The organism is Parerythrobacter aurantius (assembly GCF_045291475.1).
Classification (GTDB): domain Bacteria; phylum Pseudomonadota; class Alphaproteobacteria; order Sphingomonadales; family Sphingomonadaceae; genus Parerythrobacter; species Parerythrobacter aurantius.
The window spans coordinates 277,921-299,038 of record NZ_CP147985.1; the positions used below are offsets into that span (position 1 = coordinate 277,921).

Annotated in this window: 17 protein-coding genes and 1 tRNA gene; 9 read left to right on the forward strand and 9 right to left on the reverse strand. The window is 66.9% G+C overall.

What is annotated here, in order from left to right; genetic code table 11:
• Nucleotides 1-35 precede the first annotated feature (35 nt).
• Nucleotides 36-935 carry an alpha/beta hydrolase gene (locus tag WAB17_RS01465; RefSeq protein WP_435418272.1) on the forward strand — a complete coding sequence of 300 codons (900 nt, stop codon included), beginning with the start codon at nucleotides 36-38 and terminating at the stop codon, nucleotides 933-935.
• Here WAB17_RS01465 and WAB17_RS01470 read toward each other — a convergent pair.
• The 3 genes from WAB17_RS01470 to WAB17_RS01480 all read right to left on the reverse strand — a co-directional run bounded on the left by WAB17_RS01470 (nucleotide 932) and on the right by WAB17_RS01480 (nucleotide 4,961).
• Nucleotides 932-2,038: an ATP phosphoribosyltransferase regulatory subunit gene (locus WAB17_RS01470; protein WP_435418273.1), complete on the reverse strand. Its 1,107-nt coding sequence runs from the start codon at nucleotides 2,036-2,038 to the stop codon at nucleotides 932-934. The genes WAB17_RS01465 and WAB17_RS01470 overlap by 4 nt on opposite strands.
• A gap of 28 nt (nucleotides 2,039-2,066) precedes the next feature.
• Nucleotides 2,067-3,653, reverse strand: coding sequence for a phosphoglycerate dehydrogenase (serA, locus tag WAB17_RS01475; protein WP_435418274.1), 1,587 nt, complete (start codon nucleotides 3,651-3,653; stop codon nucleotides 2,067-2,069).
• Between the two features lie 147 nt (nucleotides 3,654-3,800).
• The gene (locus WAB17_RS01480) at nucleotides 3,801-4,961 is read right to left on the reverse strand and encodes a phosphoserine transaminase (protein ID WP_435418275.1); all 1,161 of its coding nucleotides are present in this window, start codon (nucleotides 4,959-4,961) and stop codon (nucleotides 3,801-3,803) included.
• Nucleotides 4,962-5,134: 173 nt separating this feature from the next.
• On the opposite strand from WAB17_RS01480, the gene WAB17_RS01485 reads away from it, so the two are divergent.
• On the forward strand, nucleotides 5,135-6,322 hold the full coding sequence (locus WAB17_RS01485) for a glycosyltransferase family 4 protein (protein WP_435418276.1): 1,188 nt from the start codon (nucleotides 5,135-5,137) through the stop codon (nucleotides 6,320-6,322).
• On the opposite strand, the gene WAB17_RS01490 is transcribed toward WAB17_RS01485, so the two are convergent.
• Together WAB17_RS01490 and WAB17_RS01495 are read right to left on the reverse strand one after the other, a co-directional pair.
• Nucleotides 6,291-6,719, reverse strand: coding sequence for a hypothetical protein (locus WAB17_RS01490; protein ID WP_435418277.1), 429 nt, complete (start codon nucleotides 6,717-6,719; stop codon nucleotides 6,291-6,293). The genes WAB17_RS01485 and WAB17_RS01490 overlap by 32 nt on opposite strands.
• A 102-nt stretch (nucleotides 6,720-6,821) precedes the next feature.
• The gene (locus WAB17_RS01495) at nucleotides 6,822-7,469 is read right to left on the reverse strand and encodes a PadR family transcriptional regulator (protein WP_435418278.1); all 648 of its coding nucleotides are present in this window, start codon (nucleotides 7,467-7,469) and stop codon (nucleotides 6,822-6,824) included.
• A 117-nt stretch (nucleotides 7,470-7,586) separates the two neighbouring features.
• Here WAB17_RS01495 and WAB17_RS01500 point away from each other — a divergent pair, with 117 nt between their 5' ends.
• From WAB17_RS01500 to WAB17_RS01525, 6 genes are all read left to right on the forward strand, one after another.
• Nucleotides 7,587-8,900, forward strand: coding sequence for a replication-associated recombination protein A (locus tag WAB17_RS01500; RefSeq protein WP_435418279.1), 1,314 nt, complete (start codon nucleotides 7,587-7,589; stop codon nucleotides 8,898-8,900).
• Nucleotides 8,897-9,778: a hypothetical protein gene (locus WAB17_RS01505; protein ID WP_435418280.1), complete on the forward strand. Its 882-nt coding sequence runs from the start codon at nucleotides 8,897-8,899 to the stop codon at nucleotides 9,776-9,778. The genes WAB17_RS01500 and WAB17_RS01505 overlap by 4 nt, the downstream gene beginning before the upstream one ends.
• 126 nt (nucleotides 9,779-9,904) lie before the next feature.
• Nucleotides 9,905-9,980, forward strand: a tRNA-Thr gene (locus tag WAB17_RS01510).
• 112 nt (nucleotides 9,981-10,092) lie between these two features.
• Nucleotides 10,093-11,463 (forward strand): MFS transporter, encoded by a 1,371-nt coding sequence (locus WAB17_RS01515; protein ID WP_435418281.1) that lies wholly within the window; start codon nucleotides 10,093-10,095, stop codon nucleotides 11,461-11,463.
• The gene (locus tag WAB17_RS01520) at nucleotides 11,460-13,562 is read left to right on the forward strand and encodes an alpha-galactosidase (protein WP_435418282.1); all 2,103 of its coding nucleotides are present in this window, start codon (nucleotides 11,460-11,462) and stop codon (nucleotides 13,560-13,562) included. The genes WAB17_RS01515 and WAB17_RS01520 overlap by 4 nt, the downstream gene beginning before the upstream one ends.
• A complete protein-coding gene (locus WAB17_RS01525; protein WP_435418283.1) occupies nucleotides 13,562-14,695 on the forward strand; it encodes a glycoside hydrolase family 68 protein in 1,134 nt (377 codons plus the stop codon). The genes WAB17_RS01520 and WAB17_RS01525 overlap by 1 nt, the downstream gene beginning before the upstream one ends.
• A gap of 180 nt (nucleotides 14,696-14,875) precedes the next feature.
• On the opposite strand, the gene WAB17_RS01530 is transcribed toward WAB17_RS01525, so the two are convergent.
• Nucleotides 14,876-15,922, reverse strand: a complete 1,047-nt coding sequence (locus WAB17_RS01530) for a LacI family DNA-binding transcriptional regulator (RefSeq protein WP_435418284.1) — start codon at nucleotides 15,920-15,922, stop codon at nucleotides 14,876-14,878.
• 112 nt (nucleotides 15,923-16,034) lie between these two features.
• Here WAB17_RS01530 and WAB17_RS01535 point away from each other — a divergent pair, with 112 nt between their 5' ends.
• Entirely contained in the window at nucleotides 16,035-17,351 is a 1,317-nt protein-coding gene (locus WAB17_RS01535) for a glycoside hydrolase family 32 protein (protein WP_435418285.1), read from the forward strand.
• On the opposite strand, the gene WAB17_RS01540 is transcribed toward WAB17_RS01535, so the two are convergent.
• From WAB17_RS01540 to WAB17_RS01550, 3 genes are read right to left on the reverse strand one after another with little or no spacing between them, the layout of a single operon-like run.
• The gene (locus tag WAB17_RS01540; protein ID WP_435418286.1) at nucleotides 17,331-18,227 is read right to left on the reverse strand and encodes an ROK family protein; all 897 of its coding nucleotides are present in this window, start codon (nucleotides 18,225-18,227) and stop codon (nucleotides 17,331-17,333) included. The two genes, WAB17_RS01535 and WAB17_RS01540, sit on opposite strands and share 21 nt — an antisense overlap.
• Entirely contained in the window at nucleotides 18,224-19,573 is a 1,350-nt protein-coding gene (locus WAB17_RS01545) for a putative 2OG-Fe(II) oxygenase (protein WP_435418287.1), read from the reverse strand. The genes WAB17_RS01540 and WAB17_RS01545 overlap by 4 nt, the downstream gene beginning before the upstream one ends.
• Before the next feature lie 8 nt (nucleotides 19,574-19,581).
• Nucleotides 19,582-21,105, reverse strand: coding sequence for a tryptophan halogenase family protein (locus WAB17_RS01550; protein ID WP_435418288.1), 1,524 nt, complete (start codon nucleotides 21,103-21,105; stop codon nucleotides 19,582-19,584).
• Nucleotides 21,106-21,118 lie beyond the last annotated feature (13 nt).

Consider the following 21,118-nt stretch of genomic DNA (forward strand, 5'->3'; position numbering starts at 1 on the left):
ATCCGACCCGTTGATCGCTGCCGGGAGATGTTGCGATGAGGAAGATTACCACGCTGGTCCTCGCGGCCACGGCATCGGCCCTGGTCGCCGCCACGTCGATCGGCAATGCGGCCGATCGGGCGAGGCCGCTTGCCGAGCGCGACGCGAGCGCGGCTGCCGGCGGCAGCAGGGAACTGACCTATGGCACCGCGCCCTTGCAGCGGCTCGATTACTGGTCTGCCGGACGGCGAGACGCCCCGCTGGTCGTGTTCGTCCACGGCGGCGGCTGGAAACGGGGCGACAAATCCATGATGAAGGGCTCTGCCAAGCTTTCGCACTGGCGGGAACAGGGCTACGCCGTGGCTTCGCTCAACTACCGCCTCGTGCCCGATGCGACCGTCGAACAGCAGGCGGCGGACGTCGCCGCCGCCGTAGCCTACCTCAAGGCGAACTCCGCCAGGCTCGGGTTCGACGGCCAGCGGATCGCCCTTGTCGGCCATAGCGCCGGAGCCCACCTGGTCGCCCTCGTCGGGACGGATCCGCAATGGTTGCGGGGCGCAGGGCTGAGCATGAACGATGTCGACGGGATCGTGCCGCTGGACGGCGCGGCCTATGATGTGCCGGCACAGATGGGCGAGAACGCGCGGCTGATGGGCGACACCTACGAACAGGCGTTCGGAACCGATCCGGCCCGGCAACGCGCCCTGTCGCCCACGTTCCACGCCGCTGCACCCAATGCGCCCGCGTTCCTGATCCTGCACGTCCAGCGCAAGGACGGCACGGCACAAAGCAGGTCGCTGGGCGATGCGCTGCGCAAGGCCGGGACGCCGGCAACGGTCGAAGGCTTCCCCGGCCGCGGCCTGAAAGGTCACATGGAAATCAACCGCAAGCTGGGCGAGGCCGACTATCCCGCAACGCCGGTGGTCGACGGCTTTCTCGGGGCAATCTTCCGCTAGAGGGCAACCGGCTCGGCGCCTTCCAGCCGATGGGTGCATCCCAAGGCGGCGGCATCGTCTTCCGGCGCGAGCGCAGCGACCGTCCGCCAGCCGATGGCCCGCAGCCGCGCGGCGACGTTCCCGTCATGCCCCAAGGGGAGGAACAGGGTATCGTGCACCGCCTGATCGGGCAGGGACGGCAGCAGCGCATCGAGATAGAGCGAAAAACCGGTAGCGGATTCCTCGCTGCCCCTGATCCAGTAGGTGCCGCCCCGCCCCAGGGCACCCCGGACGCCGTCGGCATACAGGGTGAAGCCGAACCAGCTCTGGTATTCGAAGCCGTGGCGTTCGGTCGGATCGAGCGTTATCCGCGCCCGGTTGCCGAGCCGCGCCGCAATAGTCTCGAGTGCCTCGATACGCCCGGCCAGCGCTCCGCCCGCATCGATGGCGCGCAGGCGGTCCAGCGCCTCGGGCAAGGGCCCCGCCGCATGGATCAGCGGCAGGTAGGCTTCACCACCGGCATCGACGAGGCCGCCTGCGTCCTTGGTATCGAGTTCGCGGCGGACCTTCCCGACCTGTCCGGCTTCCAGCGGGAAAGCGCCGGCCGCCAGCACGTCGACCAGGTCGGGCAAGGTGAAGTCCACCGAAATCCCGCCCGCGCCCGTCGCCTCGATGGCTTCGACCGCCAGCAGCACGATCTCGCTCGCCGCCGTCGCCGTGTCGGATCCGATCAGTTCCGCCCCGATCTGCAGGCGCTGGCGGGCCGGATCGAGCTGGTCGGCCGTAATGGTCGCAACTTCGCCGGCATAGCACAACCGCAGCGGACGCGGCGCTGCCGCCAGTGCAGTCGAGGCGATACGCCCCAGTTGCGGCGTCATGTCGCTGCGCAGGGCCAGCGTGCGCAGGCTCTGCGGATCGACGAAGCGGAACAGGCGGCGGGTACTGACCCCGTCCATCCGTCCCGCCAGCGAGCGCTCGAATTCGATCAGCGGCGGGCGGACCCGGTCATAGCCGTGGCTCTCCATCGCCGCCAGCGCGGCGCGCATGGCATGGCTGACCTTGCGCGCCTCTGCCGGGAGACGGTCTTCGAGGCCGATGGGGAGCAGGTCGTCGGTACTGGTCATAGCGCGTCGCGCCCTGCCCCATCTGCCATCAGAATGCCAGCGGGATCACGGTCTTGACCCCTTCCAGCCCGCACGCCGCCTTGACCACTTCGGCCGGGATCGGCTGGTCGACGCTGAGCAGCAGTACGGCCTCGCCGCCCGCCTGGCGACGACCCAGGTTGAAGGTGCCGATGTTGATGCCATGTTCGCCGAGCAGCGTCCCGATCCGGCCGATGAAGCCCGGTGCGTCCTGGTTGACGATATAGAGCATGTGCCCGTCGAGTTCCGCCTCGATCCGCACGCCGAATATCTCGACAAGCCGCGGCGCCTCTGTCCCGAACAGCGTGCCGGCCACCGAACGGTCGCCCTGCTCGGTCCCCACGGTGACCCGCACCAGCGTGTTGTAGGCCCCTTCCTTCTCGTGCCGGATCGAGCGCACGTCGAGGCCCCGCTCCTTCGCGAGATAGGGTGCATTGACCATGTTCACCGTATCCGAATACCGGCGCATGAACCCGGCGAGGACAGCGCCCTCGATCGGCTTGCCCGACAGGTCCGCCGCCGCGCCCTCGCGCTCGATGCTGATCTGCGTCAGGTTGCCATGCGCCAGTTGCCCCACAAGGCTGCCGAGTTTCTCGGCAAGCCCCATATAGGGCTTGAGCTTGGGCGCTTCCTCGGCGCTCAGCGAGGGCATGTTGAGCGCATTGGTGACGCCGCCGTTGACGAGGTAATCCGCCAGCTGTTCGGCCACCTGCAGGGCCACGTTGACCTGCGCTTCGGTCGTGCTTGCGCCGAGGTGCGGCGTGCAGATGAAATTCTTCGTTCCGAACAGCGGATGGTCGGCAGCCGGCGGCTCGGTCTCAAACACATCAAGCGCAGCGCCGGCCACGTGACCGCTGTCGAGCGCATCCTTGAGAGCCGCTTCGTCGATCAGGCCGCCGCGCGCGCAGTTGACGATCCGCACGCCTTTCTTCGTCTTGGCGAGGTTCTCGCGGCTGAGGATGTTGCGGGTCTGGTCGGTCAGCGGCGTGTGCAGGGTGATGAAATCGGCGCGTTCGAGCAACGTATCGAGGTCGGCCTTTTCGACACCCATCGACACGGCGCGTTCCTCGGTCAGGAACGGGTCGTAGGCGACGACCTTCATCTTGAGTCCGAGCGCGCGGGTGGCGACGATCGAGCCGATATTGCCCGCGCCGATCAGGCCGAGCGTCTTGCCGGTCAGTTCGACGCCCATGAAATCGTTCTTGGGCCAGGTGCCTGCCTGCGTCCCGGCATCGGCCGCAGGTATCTGCCGCGCAACGGCGAACAGCAGGGCGATGGCGTGTTCGGCTGTCGTGATCGAGTTGCCGAACGGCGTGTTCATCACCACCACGCCCTTGCTGCTGGCGTAGGGGATATCGACATTGTCCACCCCGATGCCGGCGCGGCCGATGACTTTGAGATTGGTCGCCGCGTCGAGGATCTCCTTCGTGACTTTGGTCGCCGAACGGATGGCAAGCCCGTCGTACTGGCCGATCACGGCCTTCAGTTCGTCGGGCGTCATGCCGGGTTTCACGTCGACCTCGCAGCCGCGCTCTTCGAAGATCTTGGCGGCGTTGGGGTCCATCTTGTCGCTGATGAGGACTTTGGGCTTGGTCATTGGATTACTCCGGAAATGTGAACTCCGTTCGCCCTCAGCCTGTCGATGGGCTGCACTTCACTTTCGGCGCAGCACTCGAAGAAAAGAACGGCGCTTCGACAAGCTCGGGACGAACGGGAATGGAAAGGAGGAAACGATCGGGTCGGCCTACGCGCCGGCCTTGACCTGTTCGTATGCCCACTCGATCCACGGCAGCAGGCGCTTCAGATCTTCCTGCTCGACCGTGCCGCCGCACCAGATGCGCAGGGACGGCGGCGCGTCGCGATAGCCGTTGAAGTCGTAGCCGACATCGCGGGCTTCCAGCATCGAGGCGATCTTCTTGGGCACGGCGGCCTGGTCTTCGGCAGACAGGCTGTCGTACCAGTCGCCCTGGAAGCGGAAGCAGACGCCGGTGTTGGTGCGCTTGGCCGGGTCCGACACGAGGTTGCGCACCCAGGGGGTCGCTTCGATCCAGTCGGTGACGATCTTCGCGTTGGCATCCGCCCGTTCGATCAGGGCCTTGCGCCCCCCGATCGCCTGCGCCCATTCGAGCGCGAGGATGTAATCCTCGGTCGCCAGCATCGAAGGCGTGTTGATCGTCTCGCCCTTGAAGATGCCTTCGTTGATCTTGCCGCCCTTCTTGAGGCGGAACAGCTTGGGCAGCGGCCAGGCCGGATCGTATTCCTCGATCCGGGCGACGGCCTTGGGGCTGAGGACCAGCATGCCATGCTGCGCCTCGCTGCCCATCACCTTCTGCCAGCTGTAGGTCGTGGCATCGAGCTTGGGCCAGTCCATCTCCATGGCGAAGACGGCGCTGGTGGCATCGTTGATGGTCACGCCCTCGCGGCCCGGGGCGAGCCAGTCGGTGTTCGGGATCTTCGCGCCCGAAGTGGTGCCGTTCCAGGTGAAAACGACGTCGTTGTCCTGCGGGATCGAAGCAAGATCGGGAATCTCGCCGTAATCCGCGTCGAGCGTGGTCAGCCGGGGCAGCTTGAGCTGCTTAGCCGCATCCTGGATCCAGATATTGCCGAAGCTTTCCCACGCCGCCACCGTCGCCGGGCGGGCCGGGTCGAGCATGGTCCACATGGCGCATTCGAGTGCGCCGGTGTCCGATGCGGGCATGATGCCGACGAGGTAATCCTCGGGCACGCCGAGCAATTCCTTCGACAGGTCGATGGCATATTTCAGCCGCGACTTGCCGAGCGCGCTGCGGTGCGAGCGGCCGAGGACTTCGGTTTTGAGATTTGCGGCAGACCAGCCCTTGAACTTGGCGGTCGGACCCGACGAAAAGAAGGGGCGCTCAGGCTTGAGCGTCGGTTCGGCAGTCATGTATTCTCTCCTTGCAGAGAGCTCGCGCGGCGTTGGGACCGCGTGGCCCGCTGGCCGCACTAGAGTTGCGCAGGATCAAGTCAATCGGAAACTTCCGGTCATCGACAGAAGGGTTCGCGCATCGGACCAACACCCCCTCGCCAATCGGGTTCCGCTTGCCTATGGCCGGTGCGATGGAGACGAGCGATTTGCGGATCGCGCTGTTCAGCGGGAACTACAATTACACCCGCGACGGTGCGAACCAGGCCCTGAACAGGCTGGTCGGCTACCTGCTGCGGCAGGGTGCCGCCGTGCGCGTATTCTCGCCCGTGGTCGACAAACCCGATTTCGAGCCGACCGGCGAATTGTTCGACGTGCCCAACATCCGCATGCCGGTGAAGGGGCGCGGCGAGTACCGCATGCCGCTGGGATTGAGTGCCAAGGCAAAGGATGCGCTCGAGGCGTTCAGGCCGAACATGGTCCATGTCTCCTCGCCGGATCCGACGGGCCATGCCGCCGTCAGCTGGGCAAGGGAGCGGGACATACCGGTCCTTGCGTCCGTCCACACACGCTTCGAGACCTATCCGCGTTACTACAATCTCGCCTTCATCGAGCCGGGCATCGAGTGGATTCTGCGCCGATTCTACAAACGCTGCGATGCGCTGGTCGCGCCGTCGCAGAGCATGATCGAGGAATACAAGGCGATGGGGATGCATTGCGACATCGGCCTGTGGACGCGCGGCGTGGACCGCGAGATTTTCGATCCCGGCAAGCGGGACATGGATTGGCGGCGCGCCATAGGCCTTGCCGACGCGGACGTCGCCGTCGCCTTCCTCGGCCGGCTGGTGATGGAAAAGGGTCTCGACGTCTTCGCCGATTCAATAGCCGAACTGCGCAAGCTGGGCGCGCCGCACAAAGTGCTGGTGATCGGCGACGGTCCGGCGCGCGAGTGGTTCGAGAAGGCCTTGCCCGGCGGCATTTTCGCAGGGTTCCAGACCGGCGCGGATCTGGGCCGCGCGCTGGCCAGCGCCGATGTGTTCTTCAATCCGTCGATCACCGAAACCTTTGGCAATGTCACCCTCGAAGCCATGGCGAGCGGGCTCCCGGTCGTCGCCGCGTCGGCCACCGGCGCATCGAGCCTGGTGCATGACGGCGAGACCGGCAGGCTGGTCCCGGCGGGCAAGCCGCGCCTCTTCGCAGAAGCGATAGCCCCGTATTGCACCGTCGAGGCCCTCCGGCACGCGCACGGCGCGGCAGGCGAACGGCGCAGCCGCGCATACAGCTGGGACGCGATCAACCAAGCGGTGGTCGATACCTACCTGCGGATCGCCGAGGCGCGCGGACTTCGATTCAGCGCAGAATGCCCTCGCGGCGCATCCTGAGCGCGTACCACAGCATGAATAGCGTGGTCGCCCAGATCGTCAGGTCAAGGCCCGGGTTGTGCAAGTCGGCGGGAACTTCGGTCACGAAATTCTGGTAGATCGTCGTGCCGACAAGGCCGACCAAGGCCACCATCACCGCCGTCACGGCCCAGCGCGATCGCAACAGGAGCAGGATCGAGGCGAGGAACGCGCCCCAGACGCCCAGCGCCCACACCGCGGTCGCCCATGCCGGGAAACTGTCGAACCAGGCGATCTGGCCGGCAGTCATGCCGAGATCGCCCAGCCTGCCAAGCTCGGTCATCAGATAGCTGAACACGCCGACGCTGTTCCACAACAGCGTCAGCCCGCCGACCGCCCAAAGGTGCCACGGCGCTGCGGCCCTGCCTAACCTGTCCATTGCAATACCCTCCTCCTCCCGCCTCGTTGCGGGCGGTTTGTGGAGGCATGGTAACACGTGATTCGGACAAGTCGAAACGGATTGCGAAGCGGTCGCGACCTGTCAGAGGCGCTCGATCCGTTTGGCGAGGTCGTCGATCATGTCGACGATTTCCTGCCGCATGGCCTCGTCGATCTCGCCGGCCTTGTACTTGTGCTTGAGCACGCTGGCGAGGTTGCCGGCCGCGCGGAAGAGGTCGTGCGGGGCGGCGCCGCCCTTGGCCCGTTCGCCGTGCGCGCCCAGGCGATCCATCAGCGCGTCGACCTCGTCGGCGCGCTCGGCCAGTTCGGCCCGTCCGGCCTCGGTCGCTTCATAGGCCTTGCGTGTGTCGGCGCTGGCAGCCTCGGCGATCGCACCTTCGTCCTGCAAAAGCGAAAGCGTGGGATAGATCGTGCCAGGGCTCGGTGCGTAATCGCCCGCCGTCATTTCCTCGATGGCCTTGATCAGTTCGTAGCCATGGCGCGGTTCGTCGGCGATCAGTTTCAGCAGCACCAGCCGCAGCTCGCCCGAGCCGAACATGCGCCCGCGACGTCTGCGACCGCCTTCGCCGAAGGGGCCTCCCGGGCCGAATGGTCCCGAAGGTCCGAACGGACCGCTCGGGCCGAATGGACCATTAGGTCCGAAGCTGTCCCACCCGCGCGCCCCGCCCATCATGGCGATAAAGGGCCAGGCGCCCTTGCCGAATTTGCCGCGATACCGATGTCCGTACATGCCAAGCCTCCTTATGCGCCTAAAGATATTTCTAAGATATATCTTGCATAGGTCATTGCAAGGGAGGGCGAGTGCACTGATGCGTTTTCCCGACGAGCGGTATAGGACGCCCGACAAATGGCCGACTTGTTCAACGACGACCCGCCCCCGAGCACTCCGGACGAGCCGCGCGAGGATGCGCCGCTGGCCAACAGGCTGCGCCCGCGCTCGCTGGACGAGGTCATCGGGCAGGAGCACCTGACCGGACCCGAAGGCGCGATCGGGCGGATGGTGGCGGCCGGGCGCCTTTCGAGCATGATCCTGTGGGGCCCGCCCGGCACCGGCAAGACCAGCACCGCGCGCCTGCTGGCCGATGCCGTCGGCATGCGCTTCGTGGCGATCAGCGCTGTGTTCAGCGGTGTCGCCGACCTCAAGAAAGCCTTCGCCGAGGCCGACAGGATGGCGCAAGCCGGTCAGCGCACACTGCTTTTCGTGGACGAGATCCACCGCTTCAACCGCTCCCAGCAGGACGGCTTCTTGCCCTTCGTCGAGCGCGGGACCGTGACGCTGGTCGGGGCAACGACCGAGAACCCCAGCTTCGAACTCAACGCCGCGCTGCTCAGCCGCGCGCAGGTGCTGATTCTCCACCGGCTCGATGCCGAGGCGCTGGGCAAGCTGCTCGACCGGGCGGAGGAACTGGAGGGACCGCTACCCCTCACGGCCGAAGCGCGCAAAGCGTTGATCGCGAGCGCCGATGGCGATGGCCGTTTCCTGCTTAACCAGGCCGAAACCCTGTACCATGCGAAGATCGCGGAACCGCTCGACCCGGCGGCGCTGGGCGCCTTCCTGCAGCGCCGCGTCGCCGTCTACGACAAGGACCGCGAGGGGCACTACAACCTCATCAGCGCGTTGCACAAGAGTTTGCGCGGCTCCGACCCGCAGGCGGCGCTCTATTACATGGCGCGGATGCTGGTGGCGGGCGAGGAGCCGCTCTATGTGCTCCGTCGGCTGGTCCGCTTCGCCAGCGAGGACATCGGCCTCGCTGATCCGCAGGCGCTGGTCCAGTGCCTCGCCGCCAAGGATTCCTACGACTTCCTCGGCAGCCCCGAAGGCGAGCTGGCAATCGTCCAGGCCTGCCTTTACCTCGCCACCGCGCCCAAATCGAACGCCGCCTACAAGGCACAGAAGGCAGCATGGAAAAGCGCCCGCGAGACGGGCAGCCTGATGCCGCCGCAGAACATCCTTAACGCCCCGACCAAGCTGATGAAGGAAATCGGCTACGGGGCGGGCTATGCCTACGATCACGACGCGGAAGATGGTTTTTCCGGCGACAATTACTGGCCCGAGGGGATGGCACCGCAAAGCTTTTACGAGCCGGTCGAACGCGGGTTCGAGCGGGAGGTGAGGAAACGGCTGGAATACTGGGACAAGCTGCGGGCGGAGCGCGGGTGAGGCGCTTCACCCATTTCCTCGCCATCGACTGGTCGGGCGCACGGGGCGAACGCCAGAAGGGGATCGCCTTATCGATCGCCGACGCCGCAGGCGGCCCGCCGGTGCTGGTCCGGCGAGGACGGGCATGGAGCCGCGAGGAAGTTCTGCATATCCTGCGGGACGACCTTCCCCCCGACACGCTCGTCGGCATGGACCTGGGGATCGCCCTGCCCTTCGCGGACGCTGGCGCCTACTTCCCCGGCTGGGCCGAAAGCCCGGACGATGCCAAAGCGCTGTGGGCGCTGATCGACCGGATCTGCGAGCAAGACCCGCATCTCGAGGCAGGCAGCTTCGTCTCCCATCCGGAAGCCTCGCGCTATTTCCGCCATTCGAAGGAAGGCGAGGGCGACCGTTTCCACCGGCCCGGCGCCCAGACCCGCGAGGGCCGCTTCCGCGTCGCCGAACATGCGCAGCGTCATCAGGGCGTGCGCCCCGTGAGCAATTTCAACCTCGTCGGTGCGGCCCAGGTAGGCAAGTCCAGCCTGACCGGCATGCGCATGCTCCACCGGCTGCGCGGCCACGCCAGCGTGTGGCCGATCGATCCGCTGCCCGCAAACGGCCCCGTGGTAGTGGAGATGTACACCAGCATCGCTGCCCGCGGGGGCGGGGTCGGAGGAGCGAAAACCAAGCTGCGGAGGATCGAGGATCTCAACACCGCCCTGGCCCGGCTCGGATCGCCCCCGGTCGCAGGAAGCGGCCCCATCGACGATCACTCGTCGGACGCGCTGGTCACCGCGGCCTGGCTCCGTGCCGTCGGTCACGAACCGCGCTACTGGTCCCCCGCCGGGTTGACGCCCGATGTCGCGCGAACGGAAGGCTGGACTTTCGGCGCGCTTTGAAGCAGTGGCGCGCCAACTGCCCTCAAGCAGCGAAGCGATAGGGCGAATGAGCACGCCCTCGAGCAGCAAAGCGATAGGGCAGACAAGTACGCCCTCAAGCAGCAAAGCGGTAGGGCAAACAAGTACGCCGGCTTAGCTCAGTTGGTAGAGCACCTGATTTGTAATCAGGGGGCCGCGGGTTCGAATCCTGCAGCCGGCACCACCCTTTTCGACAGCCACCCGCACCGGACGGATAGGTCCTGCGAGAGTCTTGCATGGCGCTATTGCAAACGATTGCAATTTGGCTTAGCCGTGGCGTTCGGAGAGGGAATTTCATGGACGAAGCACGCAAGCCGCATCTGACGCTGGGGCAGATCCTGAGCATGAACCTGGGGTTCCTGGGCCTGCAGTTCAGCTTCGGGTTGCAGCAGGGCAATATGGGGCCGATCTACTCGTTCCTGGGCGCGGAAGAGAGCCAGTTGCCGCTGCTGCAACTGGCCGGGCCGCTGACCGGGCTGATCGTCCAGCCGATCGTCGGCGCGCTGAGCGACCGGACGCTGTCGCGGCTGGGCCGCCGCACGCCCTATTTCCTCGTCGGCGCGATCATGTGCGCGGTGGGGCTGTTTTTCATGCCCCTGTCCGCCTCGATCATGTCGGCCGTCGCCTGGCTGTGGATCCTCGACGCCGGCAACAACATTACCATGGAGCCGTACCGCGCCTATGTCGCCGACCGGCTGAACCCGGTACAGCGCCAGACGGGCTTCCTGACGCAGAGCGCGTTCACTGGCCTCGCCCAGATGCTGGCCTTCCTGACACCGTCCGTGCTGGTGCTGATGGGAATGGACCGCGACTGGGTGGACGAGCACAACATCCCCTACACCGTGCGCGCGGTGTTCTGGGTCGGCGCGGTGCTCTCGCTCGCCACCATAGTCTGGTCGGTCACCCGCGTGCCCGAGCTGCCGCTGACCGCGAAGGAGCGCGAGTGGATCGAGAAGCAGCCCAGGGGCTTCGGCGCGACCTTTTCCGAGATCGGCTCTGCCATCCGCGAAATGCCGGTGCCGATGCGCAAACTGGGGATCATGATGCTGTTCCAGTGGTTCGCCATGTCGGGCTATTGGGGTTATGTCATCTACACCATCAGCCGCAGCGTTTATGGCACCGCCGATCCGGCCAGCGACGGGTTCCGCCAGGCGGTGCTGACCAATGGCGAGATGGCCGCCTTCTACAACGGCATCGCCTTCCTCGGCGCGTTTGCCATGGTTCCGGTCGCCCGGCGGCTCGGCGCCGGCCCCGTCCATGCGCTCGCGCTGGCGGCGGGCGGGATATCGATGTTGCTGTTGCCCGGAGTGACCGACAAGGCGATGCTGTTTGCCGTCATCATCGGCGTCGGCATCGCGTGGGGCAGCATCATGGGGAACCCCTATGTTATCCTGTCCGGCTGCATCCCGGCAGAGCGGGTCGGCGTCTACATGGGCATCTTCAACATGATGATCGTCATCCCCATGCTGCTGTTTGCCTTCATCATGAGCGCGGTCAATCTCGGCTTCGTGCAGATCGGGCTCGGCCTTTACGACGGACTGCTGGGCGGCGATCCGCGCAACGTGCTGCGCATATCGGGCGTCTGCATGTTCGTCGCTTCTTTCGCCGTGCTGTGGGTGCGTGAGGGGTGGCAGAAACCCGGCGAGGCGGTACCTACCGCGGCATGACAAAGCTTCACGTCCTCCATTCCGCCCAAGCAAGCATCGTCCTGGAACATGACCCGAAGCGGGGCGTGCTGTGGCGCCATTGCGGCCTAAGGCTGGAGCCGGGCGATCTGCCGAGGGCGAGCGAGGGGCGCGGCCCGGCCTCCTTCGCGCTCGACCGCGATGTGGGCATCCCGCTGGTGCCGCCTGCCGGGCTCGGCTGGTTCGGACCGGCAGCCGTGGAGCTGCGCGACGGGCAAGGCGCGCCGATGGTCTTCGCGCCGGGTGAAAGCTCGGTCGAGGAAAGCGGGAACGCGCTGTCGATCGCCTGCGCCGATCCGGCGGTCGGGCTTGAATGGCGCGGCACTTTCGATGCCCTGCCCGGCGGCGCGATCCGCTTTTCGGCGTCGCTAAGCAACACCGGCACCGCGCCGGTGACGCTGGCGCACCTCGCCAGCCTGCAGCTGCCTCTGTCCGCCGGTTTCGCCAACGTCATCTCATGGCGCGGGCGGCACAATGCCGAGCTTACCGAATGCACCGAGCCGATGCCGCAGCAGCGCTGGGAGAAGGTCGGGCGGCGCGGGCTGTCGGGTCATGGCGGGCCGCCGGGGCTCTACGTGCTGGGGCGGGATGCCGGCTGGCATGGCGGCATGACGCTTGCGGTGCAACTCGAATGGTCGGGCGATCACAGCCTCGCCATCGAACGAGACGACGAGGGCTACTGGACACTGTCTGCCGCTGCCATACTGGCAGCCGGGGAAGTCGTGCTGGCACCCGGCGAGCGCTACACCGCCCCCGCCGCCCTGCTCGCCCTGTCGGACAGGGGCCGAAACGGTGCGATGGCGCAGATGCACGCCGCGGTGCGCGATATGCTGCGCTGGCCCGGCGGCACGATGGCACCGCGTCCGGTCCATCTCAACAGCTGGGAAGCCTGCTATTTCGACCACGATGCAGGCCGGATCGAAGCCTTGGCACAGGCCGGTGCCGATGTCGGGATCGAACGCTTCGTGCTCGACGACGGCTGGTTCACAGGCCGCCGCCATGACCGCGCCGGGCTGGGCGACTGGTTCCCCGATCCGCTGACCTACCCCGATGGCCTCGCCCCGCTGGCGATGAAGATCGAGGCCATGGGCTTGCAGTTCGGCCTGTGGGTCGAACCCGAAATGATCAATCCCGACAGCGACCTCTACCGCGCCCATCCCGACTGGGCGCTGGCGGCGCCGGGGCGCGAGCGGCCGACTGCGCGCAACCAGCTGGTGCTCGACATGCGGCGCAAGGATGTGCGCGACTACCTGTTCGAACGGCTCGATGCGGTCCTGAAGAGTGCCCCCATCGGCTACCTCAAATGGGACCACAATCGCGACCACGCCCCTTCCGGTGGCGCAGCGCAGGTCCGCGGCGCCTATGCCCTGCTCGACCGGCTGCGCGCCGCGCATCCCGACGTCGAGATCGAGGGCTGCGCCGGTGGCGGCGGCCGCAGCGATGCCGGGCTCGTGCCCTATGTCCACCGCTTCTGGACGAGCGACAACATCGATGCCGTCGCCCGGGTGCGGATGCAGCGCGGTTTCAATGCCTTTCTCCCGCCCGAGATCATGGGTTCGCATATTGGCGCGAGCCCGTCGCACGCCACGGGGCGAAGCCAGTCTATGTCGTTCCGTGGGGCCATCGCCAGCATGGGCCACCTGGGCGTCGAACTCGACCCGGCCGCGCTGGACGAGGCCGACCGCGCCGAACTCGCAAGCTGGATCGCCTTCTCCAAGGAATGGCGGCACCTGCTCCACGGCACCGTTGTGGCGCTGGGCGAAGGGAGCGACAGCCTGCGCTGGCAGGTCGCCGGAACGCCGGGGCACAAGCTGCTCCATTGCATTCGCACCAGCCCGCCGCTCGACCGCCGTCCGCAGCCATTGCCCCTGCCCTTCGCCGCATCTGCCGAGGCTTGGGACGTGCGCCTGCTGGCGGTCGCGGAGGAAGCCGGACACGGCATCCCGCGATCGCACCTGCACGACCGGATGGAGCGCGAGCCGGTTCGCTACACCGGTAGCTGGCTCGCCCATGCGGGCCTCCCCCTGCCGGTCCAGAAGGCGGAAAGCGTCGCCATATTCGAGATGAAGGAAGTCCATTGATGGCCAGCACCCCGCGCCCGTCTCCGGCCCGTTTCGATCCGTCCGCCGTCAGCGTCTGGAACCCGCAAGGCTTCGCGGCCCTGCCCGCACTGCCGACCTTCACGGCGGCAGATGCACGGCCGATAGCGCCGGACCTCGACCTGTGGGACAGCTGGCCGCTGCAGCACGAGGATGGCTCGACCGTCGAAGTGGACGGGGCGCAGTACTGGTTCTTCCTCTCCTCGCAGAAATTCGACGATCCCGGCCACCGCCATTTCCATGCGCGGATCCGGCTGATGCGGGTCAGGGACGGGCAATGGACCGACCTCGGCAATGCCATGCCCGACGGCTTCTCGCCCGGCGAGGCGGAATGGGCCGGATCCTGCGTCCTTCACGACGACGGAAAGACGGTCACGCTGTTCTTCACCGCCGCCGGGCATCGCGGCGAGGGACGCAGCTTCGAACAGCGCATTTTCGGGACCGGCGGCGTGCTGGGCCCCGATGGCCCGGGCGACTGGCAGGAACCGGAGGAACTTTTTACCGCCGACGACACCGTCTTCATGCCCGCCAACCAGCCCGGCGGCGCCCCGGGCGCGATCAAGGCGTTCCGCGACCCGGCCTGGTTTCGCGACCCGGCAAGCGGGCAGGCCTACCTGCTGTTCACCGGCAGCGCCGGATGGGACGACAATCCGCACAACGGCCTCGTCGGTTACGCCACGCTGGTCGGCGGGTCATGGGATCTGGGCCAGCCGCTGATCCACGCGGTGGGCGTCAACAACGAGATGGAGCGGCCGCATATCCTGGTCCGTGACGGCCGGTACTACCTGCTCTGGTCGACCCAGCGACATACGTTTTCGCCATCGGCTACGGCCGGGCCGAACGGGCTCTACGGCGCGGTGGCGGACCGCTTCACCGGGCCGTGGACGGCTGTGAACGGCAATGGCCTCATCGCGACCAATCCGCCGGAGGAACCGACCCAAGCCTATAGCTGGTGGGCAACCGGCGAAGGCGTGGTGTGGAGCTTCATCGACCACTGGGGCATGCAGGGCCGCACCTTCGCCAGGCACCCCGAAACCCTGCGCACACAATTCGGCGGAACACCGGCGCCGACCTTCGGACTCGCGTTCCACGGGGACAGCGTAGAAATCGCTTGAGATTCAGACGTTTGGTCTGATGCTGGACTTGGAAGGTCACACAAAGTTCACACCAAAACCCTACGCCGCGCACCATGGCCGGGGCACCGCACCGGAAAACGATTTGAAAGAGCCGCAGCGACTGTATCGAAGCCGTGGCCCTGTAGGAAAACGGATTGAACCGTCCGCCTTCGGCCGCCCTTAGGCGCTGGCGCGGATCACCAGTTCGGGCGGCATGACCAACGCGGCGGCAGCCTCTCCGTTCAGCCGCGCCATCAGCCGCTTGACCATCTGCGCAGCGCCGCCGGTGATGTTCTGGCGGATCGTCGTCAGTTGCGGAACGGAATGCCGGGCAAGCGGGAGATCGTCGAACCCGATCACCGCCATGTCGGCAGGAACGTGCAGGCCGAGTTCGTGCAACTGGCGGATCGTCGCCATGGCGATGGCATCGGAGGCGCACACCGCGCCGTCGATATTCCCGTCGAGCGAGGTCATGGCGATGCCTATCTCGTTGGTCATTTCCTCGATCGAAAGGTGGATCGGGACATGCTGCAAGCGCGCACCCTGGCCGAATTCGTCCACTGCGGCCTGCGCCCCGCGGAAACGCTCTTCGATCTCGATGCCGGTCGTGTCGCCGAGGAACACCAGCGAGCGGAGCCCCTTGCCCAGCAGGTATTCCGCCGCCATGCGCCCGCCGGCGAAATTGTCGGTGCCGACCGAACAATGCGCTTGCCCGTCTCGGTGGCTGCCCCAGACGACCATGGGCGCGTAATCTCGCGCGACCGCCTCGATCGCCTCGTACTGGTCGGACTGGCCGATCATCAGCACCCCGTCGACCATGCCCGAATTGACCACCCGGTCGAGCCAGTCGGGATGTTCCTGCGGGATCGCGCGGCTGAGCATCACGTCGTAGCCGCGCTCTGTCAGCTCGTCGGCCAGCGCGCCCAGCAAGGTCATGAAGAACGGGTCGGAGATATGCTGGCGCCGGTCGTGGCCCAGCGGGATGACCACCGCGATCACGCCTGTTTTCTGGCGGCGCAGCTTGCTCGCCATCTGGTTGACCTGGAACCCGTGCTTGCGCGCCAGGGCCTGGATGCGTTCGCGCGTGCGCGCGTTGATCATCGGCTTGTCGGCAAGCGCCCGCGACACCGTGCCGGCTGAAACCCCGGCAAGCTGGGCCAGTTCGGCGAGCGTGCGCACGCGCCTTACGGGCCCGTCACCAGGCTTCGAGGTATCGTCTTCGGCCATTGTCCCCCTGCTCTACCGCAGATCGCGGAGAATGACAGCTTCTATATTGCAATCGATTGCAGTAGCGTTAAGCCGCGCTGGTCCAGGCCTTCGCCACCTGCAGGAGAACAGGGTGCGCCCTTCGTATCATTTCACACCCCGCCGCAACTGGCTGAGCGACCCCAACGGGCTCGTCCACGACGGCGAATGGTGGCACATGTTCTACCAGTACAATCCGCGCGGAGAGGACTGGGGCCACATGTCGTGGGGCCATGCGGTCAGCCGCGACCTCGCGCAGTGGCAGGAACTGCCGGTCGCCCTGCCCGATACTGATGCCCGAATGGTGTTTTCGGGCAGCGCGGTCATGGACCCTGCCGGTTCGGCCGGCTTCGGCCGCGGCGCGATGGTGGCGATCTATACGGCGGCCGCGACCGGGCCGCGCCTCAACCAGGCACAGGCGATCGCAGGCAGCATCGACGGCGGGCACAGCTGGTCCGACTATGGCGCAAACCCGGTGCTCGACCTGGGCATGGCCGATTTCCGCGACCCTTTCGTTTTCCGGCACGAGCCCAGCGACAGCTGGATCATGGCGGTGGTCAAATCCAACGAGCAGGTGGCGCAGATCTACCGCTCCGGCGATCTCAGGCGATGGGATCTCGCATCGGAGATTACCGGCGAGGCGGCACCGGGCCGGGTCTGGGAGTGCCCGACGCTGGTGGAATTGCCAGTGAATGGCAAAGGCCAGTCGCGCTGGCTGTTCAAGGTCGACGCGCTGCAGGGCGCACCGGGTGCCGGGGCGCTCTATCTGACAGGCTCGTTCGACGGGCACCGCTTCTTGCCCGACGGCGGCTGGCAGGTGGTCGACCAGGGGCGCGATTTCTACGCCGCAATCGCATGGAATGGCCCGCGCGACGATGCCGGACGACCGGCGTGGATCGGCTGGATGGGAAACCATGCCTACCAGAAGGACTTCCCGCTGAAAGGCTGGCGCGGGGTGATGAGCGCGCCACGCCGGATGGGCCTGCTGGAACGGGCCGAAGGATTGCGACTGGCGCAGCAGGTCGAACCCGGCGTCGCCGCGCTGTTCGCTGACTTTGGCGCGCTGCGTGCCGACGGGACGGTCGATGTTGCCAGCCGGGTCGAACTCTCTGCGGAGTTTGCCGGTTCAATCCGGCTGACCGACGGGCGGGATAGCCATTTCACCATCCGTGCCGACGGCGAGCGATGGCGGCTCGAACGGCGCGACGCCGCACTGCCGTTTCTCGATGCCGATGCCGTGCTGCAACGCCGCGACGGCGAGGGGCTATCGCTCTGGCTCGACAGCGAGACGATCGAAGTGCTGACGCCGGATGGCACAGGCAGCGCCGGCTTCCAGCATCGCCTGGGCGCAGCGCGACTGGCGGTGGAAACCGACCAGCCGCAGCGCGTGTCAGTCGCCTCGCTGGCCTGAGGCGCGGCGGGCAAGCTCGATCGCGCCAATGATCCCCGCATCGTCACCCAGGCCCGGAGCGACGATATAGCGCGCTAGTCCGGGATCGAGCCGGGGGTGCGAGACATAGCCTGCAAGCCTTTCCTCGGTCTGCACACGCAGGCTCTCGAGCAGGCCCGGCGCCTTCATCACCCCGCCGCCGAAGATCAGCCGGTCGGGCATGTGCATCAGCACCAGCGTGACGGCGAAATCGGCCAGGTAGGAGGCGATCAGCGGCACGGCGTCGGACTCGCGCGCCGCCATTTCGTCGAGCGAGGCACCCCAGCGGTCGATGATCGCCGGGCCGCTGGCAAGCCCTTCGAGGCAGTCGCCATGGAACGGGCAGCGCCCGGCGAAAGGATCGCGCGCCGCATCGCGCGGCGGGCGCACGTGCCCCGCCTCCAGATGGCTGATGCCCCCGCGCGATGCGCCCCTGTGCAGGACGCCGGTGCCGATGCCCGTGCCGACAGTGGTATAGGCGAGCGTCTCACAGCCCTGCCCCGCCCCTGCCAGCCATTCGCCCAGCGCCGCGCCGTTCACGTCGGTGTCGACGATGATCGGCGCACCGAGGCCGGCCAGCGCATCGTGGAACCGCGCGCCGCTCCAGCCCGGCTTGGGGGTGGTGGTGAAGGTGCCATAGGCGGGTGATGCGGGATCGATGTCGATTGGCCCGAAGCTGGCGATGCCGATCCCGGCCAAAGCATGACCGGCAAAAAAGTCCCGCATTTCGGGAAAGGTCTCGGCCGGGGTGCGCGTCTCCATCCGCGCCCGTTCGACGATGGTCCCGTCCATGCGTGCGAGGGCGAGGACGAACTTGGTCCCGCCAGCCTCGACCGCGCCGATCATCGGTTCGCTCACCTATTGCTCCCTGTTGGTCCCGGCGCGACATCGAAGGCGACCGTCAGCCGCTCCTCGCCCACGATCGGCACGGTGCCGTGCCATGTCGTAGAGGGGAACAGCGCCAGCCGCCCGGGCTTGGGCGTGACGTATTGCGTCGGCGCAAGGTCCAGCCCCAGTTCCGGTGGGGCCATACCCAGCGCCAGCTCGCCCGCATGGTCGCGCCCCGGTTCCGGCGGCACGACGATATAGAGCGCCGAGCTCGCCCAGCCATGGGGATGGGTATGCGCGCTGTGATGCCCCCCGCCCGCCAACCGCACCGACCAGCTGCCGGTGAAGCGGATCGCGTCGGGCTTGCGTGAGAGCAGCGGATGGCTGGGATCGTCGGGCAGGCCGTCCCGCCAGCCGCGAACCGCCTCGGTAATCTTGCCACGTAGTTGCTTGATCAGCGGATCATGTTGCAGCAACAGGTTGCGCTCTGTCTGCGTCCCGCCCCGCACCGATTGTTCGGGATAGGGCGCGGCCATGCGGTGCAATCCGCGCAAGAACACCGCCAGATCGGCCAGCTCATCGTCGTGCAGGCCGAGATCGATCGACCGCGCAAAACCGCCGTCCAGCCATTCGGCGCGCTCGTCGCCCGCCAGCCGCCAGCACAGGTTCGCATAGGGCCAGAACTGGCCTGCCTGCGGCGTCGCCAACTGCGCCTGCGAAAGCGCGAGCGCCCGCGACGGGTCGCCATTGCGCAAGGCGTGCCGCACTTGCAGCAGCACCAGGCCCGGGTCCCGCGACCCCTCGAACTGCGCGAAGATCGCCGGATCGCCTCCTGCCTCGCCACTCTCGCAATCAAGCCACAGGCGCAGCAGGGGCATCTCGCCCAGGGCCAGCACGCGGCGGGCACCGTCCCAGTCCCTCGCCGCCGCGAGCTTGTGGAACCATGCTTGCCTCAGCGCGGCATTGCCTGGCTCACGCCTGGCCGCCTCGGCAAAGCTGCGCAGTGGATCTTCCTCGCCCGCCGTGGTGCGCAGGGTGGCAAGGGTATTGTGGCCCTCGATCCAGCCGGGATTGCGCGCGAGGATGCCATCAAGCAGCCGCATCGCCCGCGTGCCCTGCCCCTCGGACGCGAGCGCCAGCGCGGCGTTGCGCACCACGTCCCTCCTGCCCGGATTGAGCAGCGCGGCCCGCTCGAACAGCGGCACGGCCTCGAACCATGCCTCCCAATGGAATTGCGCCTGCATGAAGGCGAGCGCCGGGCTGTCCGGCATCTGCTCGACGGCGGCGTCAACAGCGGCGCAGGCGGCGGCCATGTCCTGCACGGCATAGGCCGCCTGCGCCTGCTTCGCCAGCGAATGGGCATCCAGCTGCGCCATCGCGGCTGTCACACCGCCGGGGCCTTACAATGCCGGTCGATGAACTGCTGGTGGGTGGTCTGCTTCGCCGCCTCTGCCGCCATTGCCGCCTTCAGGCGGCCGAGCCATTCGCCCGGTGCCTGCTCGCGGTATCCCGCCACAGGGTCGCACGCCTCGGGGATATTGCCCTGCCCGATATGGACCGCGTGCCAGCTCGGTGGGCCGAACAGGTCCATGTCGCGCGCGATATGGCGACCATAGCGGCGGAAATGCTCGATCTTGAAGGCCAGCGTGTCGGGCACCTCCATGTCGCGGCAATAGCGCCACAGCTCGGAGTCCTCGCGCGTCGTCAGCTTGTAGTGCAGCACCAGGAAGTCGCGGATGCGTTCGAATTCAGTGCGGGCGATGTGGTTGTACTCGTCGCACACCATGGGGTCGAAGCTGCGGTCCGGGAACAGTGCCAGCAGCTTGGATATCCCCGCCTGGATCAGGTGGAGGCTGGTCGATTCCAATGGTTCCATGAAACCACTCGACAGGCCGATCGCGACGACGTTCCGGTCCCAGAACTTGCGCCGCATGCCGGTGACGAAGCGCAGCCGGTTGGGCCCTGCCAGCGGCTCCCCGTCGAGGTTCGCCAGCAGGGTCTGCTCGGCATCCTCGTCGCTGATGAACTTGCTGCAATAGACGTAGCCATTGCCGATCCGGTGCTGCAGCGGGATGCGCCATTGCCAGCCCGCCTCGCGCGCCGTCGAGCGGGTGTAGGGCGTGAATTCGCCATGGCCGTGGCTGCACGGGATCGCCACCGCGCGGTCGCACGGCAGCCAGTGGGTCCAGTCGTCGTACCCGGCCCCCAGCGCCCCTTCGATCAGCAGTCCGCGAAAGCCGGAGCAGTCGATGAACAGCTCGGCCTCCAGCACTCGCCCGTCCTCGAGCGTGACCGAGGAGACAATGCCGCTCTCCCCATCGAGGGTGACATCGGCGATCTTGCCTTCGACCCGGGTGACGCCGCGCTGCTCCGAATAGGTGCGCAGATAGCGCGCATAGCGCCCGGCATCGAAATGGAAGGCATAGTCGAAGGTCGACAGGACGTTGCGCCCGTCGGGGCTGGGGATGGTGAAGCGGCCGGCCTTCGCCAGTTGCCAGGCCATCGACAATTCGTCGAATTCCCCCGCGTCCTCGCCCGCCAGCCGCGCCTGCAACCACAGCTGGTGGACGTCGCGGATGTCCATCGGCTTGCCGTGCGGGCCGAAGGGGTGGAAATAGCGCGTGCCCTTGGCGCCCCAGTCGACGAACTCGATGCCGAGCTTGAACGAGCCCTGCGTCTCGCGGATGAACTCGCGCTCGTCGATGCCCAGCATGGCGTTGAAGGTGCGGATCGGCGGGATGGTCGCTTCGCCCACGCCGACGGTGCCGATGGCTTCGGATTCGACCAGAGTAATGGCGCAACCCCTGGGCAAGGCATTGGCCAAGGCCGCCGCCGTCATCCAGCCGGCCGAACCGCCGCCTACCACCAGGATCGACCGGATTGCCCGGTCCTTTGCTGCATCCGTCATAGCTCGACCTTAG

Coding starts and splice junctions, on each gene's coding strand:
- WAB17_RS01465 (WP_435418272.1), top strand. CDS start 36: ATGAGGAAGATTACCACGCTGGTCCTCGCGGCCACGGCATCGGCCCTG.
- WAB17_RS01470 (WP_435418273.1), bottom strand. CDS start 2,038: ATGACCAGTACCGACGACCTGCTCCCCATCGGCCTCGAAGACCGTCTC.
- serA (WP_435418274.1), bottom strand. CDS start 3,653: ATGACCAAGCCCAAAGTCCTCATCAGCGACAAGATGGACCCCAACGCC.
- WAB17_RS01480 (WP_435418275.1), bottom strand. CDS start 4,961: ATGACTGCCGAACCGACGCTCAAGCCTGAGCGCCCCTTCTTTTCGTCG.
- WAB17_RS01485 (WP_435418276.1), top strand. CDS start 5,135: ATGGAGACGAGCGATTTGCGGATCGCGCTGTTCAGCGGGAACTACAAT.
- WAB17_RS01490 (WP_435418277.1), bottom strand. CDS start 6,719: ATGGACAGGTTAGGCAGGGCCGCAGCGCCGTGGCACCTTTGGGCGGTC.
- WAB17_RS01495 (WP_435418278.1), bottom strand. CDS start 7,469: ATGTACGGACATCGGTATCGCGGCAAATTCGGCAAGGGCGCCTGGCCC.
- WAB17_RS01500 (WP_435418279.1), top strand. CDS start 7,587: ATGGCCGACTTGTTCAACGACGACCCGCCCCCGAGCACTCCGGACGAG.
- WAB17_RS01515 (WP_435418281.1), top strand. CDS start 10,093: ATGGACGAAGCACGCAAGCCGCATCTGACGCTGGGGCAGATCCTGAGC.
- WAB17_RS01520 (WP_435418282.1), top strand. CDS start 11,460: ATGACAAAGCTTCACGTCCTCCATTCCGCCCAAGCAAGCATCGTCCTG.
- WAB17_RS01525 (WP_435418283.1), top strand. CDS start 13,562: ATGGCCAGCACCCCGCGCCCGTCTCCGGCCCGTTTCGATCCGTCCGCC.
- WAB17_RS01530 (WP_435418284.1), bottom strand. CDS start 15,922: ATGGCCGAAGACGATACCTCGAAGCCTGGTGACGGGCCCGTAAGGCGC.
- WAB17_RS01545 (WP_435418287.1), bottom strand. CDS start 19,573: ATGGCGCAGCTGGATGCCCATTCGCTGGCGAAGCAGGCGCAGGCGGCC.
- WAB17_RS01550 (WP_435418288.1), bottom strand. CDS start 21,105: ATGACGGATGCAGCAAAGGACCGGGCAATCCGGTCGATCCTGGTGGTA.